The 6,595-nt window shown below is 60.1% G+C and carries 6 protein-coding genes; 1 reads left to right on the forward strand and 5 read right to left on the reverse strand.

Annotation, left to right across the window (positions count from 1 at the left end):
• Positions 1-95: 95 nt before the first annotated feature.
• The 4 genes from JFU58_RS04645 to JFU58_RS04660 all read right to left on the reverse strand — a co-directional run bounded on the left by JFU58_RS04645 (position 96) and on the right by JFU58_RS04660 (position 4,194).
• Positions 96-1,163, reverse strand: coding sequence for an ABC transporter ATP-binding protein (locus JFU58_RS04645; RefSeq protein WP_201139946.1), 1,068 nt, complete (start codon positions 1,161-1,163; stop codon positions 96-98).
• Positions 1,164-1,168: 5 nt separating this feature from the next.
• Entirely contained in the window at positions 1,169-1,960 is a 792-nt protein-coding gene (locus JFU58_RS04650; protein ID WP_010170899.1) for an ABC transporter permease, read from the reverse strand.
• A gap of 28 nt (positions 1,961-1,988) precedes the next feature.
• Positions 1,989-2,924 carry an ABC transporter permease gene (locus JFU58_RS04655; RefSeq protein ID WP_201139947.1) on the reverse strand — a complete coding sequence of 312 codons (936 nt, stop codon included), beginning with the start codon at positions 2,922-2,924 and terminating at the stop codon, positions 1,989-1,991.
• A gap of 109 nt (positions 2,925-3,033) precedes the next feature.
• On the reverse strand, positions 3,034-4,194 hold the full coding sequence (locus JFU58_RS04660; protein ID WP_008430158.1) for an ABC transporter substrate-binding protein: 1,161 nt from the start codon (positions 4,192-4,194) through the stop codon (positions 3,034-3,036).
• A 583-nt stretch (positions 4,195-4,777) separates the two neighbouring features.
• On the opposite strand from JFU58_RS04660, the gene JFU58_RS04665 reads away from it, so the two are divergent.
• A complete protein-coding gene (locus JFU58_RS04665) occupies positions 4,778-5,869 on the forward strand; it encodes a thiamine pyrophosphate-dependent enzyme (RefSeq protein ID WP_201139948.1) in 1,092 nt (363 codons plus the stop codon).
• Here the strand turns inward: JFU58_RS04665 and JFU58_RS04670 are convergent.
• On the reverse strand, positions 5,860-6,595 hold a 736-nt coding region (locus JFU58_RS04670), incomplete at its 5' end, for an XRE family transcriptional regulator (RefSeq protein ID WP_201139949.1). The two genes, JFU58_RS04665 and JFU58_RS04670, sit on opposite strands and share 10 nt — an antisense overlap.

The raw sequence follows: 6,595 nt of genomic DNA on the forward strand, positions 1-6,595 counted from the left end.
AAAAAAACGCCGGACCAGGCTCCCGTGAAAGAGCGGATGATCCAGCGTAAAAAATGAACCTCGGCTGATTCAGCCGGGCCCCTTGTTCAAATCCTTCAGGCCGGGATCACCACAAAGCTTTCCGGCTTGCAGGTCAGTGCCACATTCGTGCCCGGCGGCAATGCGTGGCTGCCAGGTGTCGGCAGTTGCTGGCATTTGAGGTCGAGCGTGCCGCCGGCCACTTCCACGCGGTAGATCACCCGGTTGCCGATGAACGAAGTGTCCTTGACCTTGCCGGCAAACGCGCCGTCAGCCAGCGTGGCGCCCAGTGCGTGCTCAAGGCCGATGGTTTCGGGGCGGATCGACACATTAACCGGCCCCGCACCCACGCCGCTTTTGGCGGTGTGGGCATAGCGCCCGAACGGCAAGTCGACCACGCCACCCAGCCCATACGTGCCGTTGACGATATTGGTATCGCCGAAGAACTTGGCGGCGAACAAGGTGCGCGGCGACCAATACATCTCCTGCGGCCCGCCGATCTGCTCAATGCCACCCTTGTTCAGCAGCACCACACGGTCTGACAGGATCATCGCTTCGTCCTGGTCATGGGTCACATACACAAAGGTGGTGGAGGTCTCTTCGTGGATGCGCTTGATCTCGTTGAGCATATGGTGGCGAATCTTCAGGTCCAGAGCCGCCAGGGGTTCATCCAGCAGCAGTACTGCCGGGCGGTTAACCAGTGCGCGGGCCAGGGCCACACGTTGCGCCTGCCCGCCGCTGAGTTCGGAGATCCAGCGGCTCTTGAAGCTTTCCAGTTGCACCAGTTCCAGCGCCTTGTTCACTTCACGCTTGATCTCATCCTTGGGCTTCTTCTTCAGGCGCAGCCCGAAGGCCACGTTGTCGAACACGTCCAGGTGCGGGAACAGCGCGTATTTCTGAAACACCATGTTCACCGGGCGGTGTTCAGGCGCCAGGGCGGTTGAGTCCTTGCCGTCGATCACCACTTTGCCGGTGGTGGGCTCCTCGAAGCCGGCGATGATGCGCATCAGGGTGGTCTTGCCGCAGCCGCTGGGGCCGAGCAGGGTCAGGATCTCGTTGCGTTTGACCGTCAGGTCGACTTTGCCCAGGGCAGTGAGGTTGCCGTAGCTCTTGGAAATTCCGGTCAGTTCAATACTGTTGGTCATGGTGATTACTCTGCAGTTTCAGCACGTTCAAGTTCGAGGCGGCGACGACGCAGGGTCATGACCAGGCCGGCGATGGCGATGATGGCGATGGTCACCACTAGCATGAATACCGAGGCGGCATTGATGGTGGGGCTGACGGCGCGGCGCATCATCGAAAGAATCATGAGCGGCAGCGTGGTGTCGCTGCCGGTGACGAACACGGTGATCAGGAATTCATCCATCGACAGCGCCACCGCGAGGATCGCGGCGCCGGCGATGGTTGGTCCGATGATGGGCAGCGTCACCAGCCAGAACGCCTTGAGGGGCGAGGCGCCGAGGTCGCGCGCGGCCTCCTCGAACGACAGGTCGAAATACTCCAGCCGCGAACGCACCGACTCCACAAAGAACGGAAAGGTGAACAGCGTATGGCCGATGATCACCGTCAGCAGCGATCGGGGCAGGCCGATCAGCGAGAAGAAAATTACCAGCGCAATCCCCAGGAACAAACCGGGCAGGGCGATGGGCGCGAAGTTCATGAACGCGAACACTGCCTTCACCCGGCCTTTCATGCGCATCAGCGCCAGGGCCGAGAACGTGCCCAGCAGCGTGGTAAGAATCGCCGAGCCAGCGGCGACGATCGCGCTGTTGGTCAGGGCTGTCATAAAGTCCGAACTGCTGAACAGCGCCTCATACCAGCGCGTGGAAAATCCCTCGAACGGGAATGACAACGAGGCCGACGAGTGAAAGCTGAACAGCGCGATAATCGCGATGGGCGCGTAGAGGAACAGCATGTAGACGTAAGTGAATAGCCGGATCATGGCGAATTACCTTTTTTATGGGCGGTATTCAGTCGTGGTAACGCTTGCCGGGTGCCAGGTTGGCAGCGCGCAACACCGCCAGCAGCAACGCGTACACCAGCATGAACACGATCAACAGCAGATAGGCCATCGCCGCCCCCAGTGGCCAGTTGCCCACCGAACGGAACTGGTTGGCGATCACCAGCCCGGTGGTCATCGCATCCCGGCCACCCAGCAATTGGGGGGTGACGTAGTCGCTGGCGGCGAGCACGAAGGTGAACATGAACGAGCTGACGATGCTCTTGTGCGCCATCGGCATGATCACTCGCCACAGAATGCTGACGCCGCCGGCGCCGAGGTCGGCGGCCGCTTCCAGGTAGTCCTTCTTGATGTCGCGCAGACCTGACACCAGCAGCAACAGGGTGAAGGGCAGCATGATATGGACCAGGGTCAGCACCACCGCGAACTTGCTGAACACCAGCCATTCCAATGGCTGGTCGATCAGGCCGAAGTGCAGCAGGGTGGAGTTGATCACGCCGTTGGTGCCCAGGATCGAGCGCCATGCGTAGACCCGTACCAGATAGCTGGAAAACCACGAGACCAGCGCCAGGTACAACACGGCGTTGGAGCGTGTGCGGTACACGATGTAATAGGCTACCGGCGCACTGATCACGGTGGAGAGCAGGGCGGTCCAGAAGCCGTTTTGCAGGGCGATCCACAACGAGTCATAAAACCCGCTGGCGCTCAGGGCCTTGGCGTAGTTGGCCAGGGTGGCGGCGGGTTCCATGCTGAAGGTCTTGGCGGTCCAGAAACTGGCGACCAGCAGCAGCACTGACGGAATCAGAAAGAACACCACCAGAAACAGCAACGGCGGCGACGCCAGCCAATACCCGCTGAGGGTTCTCTTGTCGATCTTCACGTGTTTGCCGACCCTTGAATCGCCGTCGTCCAGGGGCATGGACTCGGTGTTGTTGACTACGGTCATGATGAGGTTGCCTTTGCGTTTTTATTCGATAGTCAGGGCGCGTTGATCCGTGGGGCAGGTGTTGATGAACACCCACCCCACGGTCGCCTGCACCGGCGTGCCAAGCGCTCTAGAAAGAACCCTTGAAGTTCGCCCACTGATCGATCCATTCAGCATAGGTCACATACTTTTCGGAGCTCAGGGGCGGCTGGCCATAGAGTTTGGATTTCTCGAAAAAGCTGTCCAGGTTCGCGTAGTCGAAGGTGTTTCTCAGGTCCTCGGGCAGGAGGGGCACGGCCTTGGGGTTGACCACGCCGGAGAACATCGTGGTCGCCATCTTGGCTTGTGTGTCGGGCTCCAGGGTCTTGTTGATAAATTCCAGGGCCAGGGGAATGTCCTTGGCGGTTTTCGGAATGAACAACGCATCGCACCAAAGCGCTGCGCCTTCGCTGGGTACCGACAGGGCAGTGGTCACGCCACGCTTGATGGTTTCGCTCGGGGTGTTGGCGGAGGCCGAAAACACCGCGTCCACTTCGCCTGACACCAGCAGCGACACCGCGTCACCCGACGAGGCGGCGAACACCCGGCACTGATCGCGGTACGGCTTGAGCTTTTCGAAGGCGTCGTTGAATTCGGCGCGGGTCAGGTTGGGGTATTTGTCGCCGTAGCCGGCGATGGTTGCGATCAGCGACCAGTTCGAGGTGCCGTCATCGACGAAGGTCAGCTTGCCCTTGAGTTTCGGGTCCAGCAGGTCAGTGTATTGGGTAGGCTTTTTGACGTTCTTGGGGTTATAGATAATGGTGTTCATGCCCCACAGCAACGGGATCCCCCATTGCTTGCCGTCCCAGTACCAGCGGCTCCCCTTGTAGAACAGCGCGAGGGTGTTGTCGGCCGAATAGTTGGGGATTTTCGTGGTGTCGATGGCCTTGAGCAGGCCCATTTCCTGATAGATTTTTTCGTAGCCCAGGGCGTACATGGTCAGGTCGAGCTGCACCGGATCGGAGCCTGCCAGCCGCGCGGTGATGTCGTCCTGGTTGCTGGCATAGCTGGAGCGCACGGTGACGTTGCGCTGCTTGCGCCAGTCGGCGAGTTCGGCGTCGCCGGTTTCACCTTCCCAGCCGAGGATTTCAAGGTGGCCGGTGGTGGCGGCAAATGCGCTGGGCACGAACGAGCCGAGGTACAAGCCTGCGGCAGAGGCGGCAGCGCCCAGCAGAAACGAGCGTCGTTTCAAACTGAGGGAATTGAAGTCAATGCCGGTCAAACCATAACCCGTCTCTATTTCTTTTTTCATTTCGAGTTCCTGCCTGGGGTGGTGGGTGCGAACGTTGAGCGACTTGCAAGGCGTGGGCCCGGCGGTGTGGCCGGGTGCTTTCTTTTGTATGCAGTCAGTTGGATCGGCAGTGTTATGGCCAGCATTGATTCCATGCTGCTGGGGAGGGTGGTAAGGCCTCCACTGTTCCGATTGACTCTTCCTTGGCTGGGCGACGCACGCTTTTTCCGGGCTATGGAGTTGCAGGCCTGAAGCGGTGCGCCCAGCGCTTGATAGGCTCGGCTTGTTGTTTTCATGGGTTGAGTATTGAGCCGGGAGGCGGGGGGCTCAATTTCGCAGGGGGCTAAAAGCGACGCACTCTGACGCATTGAAGTGACCTAATCGGCGCAGGCTTCTGGGTTTGGGTTTTGGGTCGGGGATTGAGGATCAATAATCACCCAAATAACGGATATACACCCCAAACCCGGCCGCCCCCCAATCCCCAAACATCTGCGTCAATCTGCGTCTCTTTTAGCCAAGGTGCGAAATTGAGCCCACCCCGCACCAGGCGAATACTCCAAGCCTGATCCCCGGCCCAGACGCCGCGCATTCGCTGGAGTGTTACGTGAAACTCACAGGTAGCCAAATCATCGCCAAGGCACTGAAAGCCAACAGTGTCGACTACGTAGCCGGCATCCCGGGCGACGGCTCCCGGGCCCTGGTCGAAGCACTGCTGACCCCAGGCACCGACATCCCGTTCATCCACGTCATCCAGGCCCACAGCGCCGTCCACCTCGCCGACGGCTACTTCCGCGCGTGCGGGCGCCCCATGGCCGTCGTACTGACCGGTCCGCTGGGCATCCCTTCGGCTCTGGGAGCCCTGGCCACCGCGCACCAGGACGCCTCTGCGCTAATGGTCATCAGCAACGCCCAGGCCGAAACGGTATCGGTCAACGTCTTGAAAGACCAGACGACAGTTCAGACGATACAACAGCTACCCCAAGCCCTGCGCCAATCCTTCGACACCATGCTGAGCGCCCATTCCGGCCCGGTCAGCCTGTCCATCGACGACACCCTCCAACGCGCCTCTACCAACGCCAGCCTGCAACCCGCCACCCTGCGCGCAGAACCCCAACCCACCCCGCAAAAAATAACCGTACTGCGCGAAGGCCGCGCCTCTCGCTCCGTGTTGGAAAACGATGTGCTCCTCATTCTGGGCGCCGGGCCCACTCAGCTCATGGTTCGCGAAATGTTCCCAGTGCATTACCCCGGTAGGCACCTCTTCGCCGGCAACCCCGCCACCCTCGGCTGGGCTGTCCCGGCAGCGATAGGCGCCAAGCTCGCCATGCCCGCCCGTCAAGTGGTCTGCGCCGTCGGCAGCCGGGACTTCCTGCAGTCGATGCAAGAGATGTCCGTGTGCGTGATGCACAGCATTCCGGTGGTATTCCTAGTCTTCAACCGCAGCGCTGACGACGCCGTGAACGACGTACAAGCCCAACCCATCGAGCAACACCGGGCCGGTGAATTCAACTTGCCCGATGGCAAGCCCTACGCCCCGGACTTCGCCGGTATCGCCCGCAACTTCGGCCTGGAAGCCTGGCGCGTCGAACACGTTTCACAACTCAACGCGACCCTGGTCAAAGCCCTGAACAGCAAGGGCCCGTCGCTGGTTGAAATGATGACCACGCGCCAACCCCTGCAAGCTCCTCAGTCCTGACCGCCCCAGACGATGGTGGCGTTGTCGCCGGTCATGTACTCACGCACATCCAGCGGGATCGACTGATCACTCGGCAACAGCACCGTTGCATTGCGCAAGTGATGCTTGCGGATCTTGCCCTTGTCCACCAGCCCCAGGGCCATGCGCGTAGAGAAGGGCTGGCGAAACGAGGACGAGGCTACACCCGTCACCAACCCATACAGAAAGCGGATCGGCCGACGATGTTGCGGCGTCAGGATCGAAAACGTCATTTCGTTACGCTGCTTGCCTTCGAAATCCACCATGAACAGGCGATCGCCCAGCAGTAAACAGAACCCGTGGTAGGTAAATGAATAACCGATCTTGCCGCTGCCATCGCGCAACGGAAACCGCTCGACGGTGACGTACTGAACCATCGAATCGGCCCGGTACAGGCAGGTGACAGAACGCAGGATGCGCCCCTTGTAGATCGACGAATTGTGATAGCGGTAATACACGCCCAGATAGTCTTCAAGCACGTCAGCCGACTGCTTGGCCAGCGGCAGGAAATGATTGAACTGCTCCGAGGCCCGCAAGCCGGTCGGCAATTCGTTTTCATAGCCTTCATAGAACTTCTTGAACTCGGCGGGCGGACGGAAAAGGTCTTCCGCTTCCATCATGAAATAACGCCCGATCTTCTGAAGGATCTTCTGCGACGGAACGTGCTGGCCCACCAGGTACTTGTTGAACTGCTGGCGATTCACATCA

It is taken from the genome of Pseudomonas sp. TH34 (genome assembly GCF_016650865.1).
GTDB lineage: Bacteria > Pseudomonadota > Gammaproteobacteria > Pseudomonadales > Pseudomonadaceae > Aquipseudomonas > Aquipseudomonas yamanorum.

Bases quoted from the DNA above. Each gene is read 5' to 3' on its own strand.
- JFU58_RS04645 (WP_201139946.1), bottom strand. From the start codon at position 1,163: ATGACCAACAGTATTGAACTGACCGGAATTTCCAAGAGCTACGGCAAC.
- JFU58_RS04650 (WP_010170899.1), bottom strand. From the start codon at position 1,960: ATGATCCGGCTATTCACTTACGTCTACATGCTGTTCCTCTACGCGCCC.
- JFU58_RS04655 (WP_201139947.1), bottom strand. From the start codon at position 2,924: ATGACCGTAGTCAACAACACCGAGTCCATGCCCCTGGACGACGGCGAT.
- JFU58_RS04660 (WP_008430158.1), bottom strand. From the start codon at position 4,194: ATGAAAAAAGAAATAGAGACGGGTTATGGTTTGACCGGCATTGACTTC.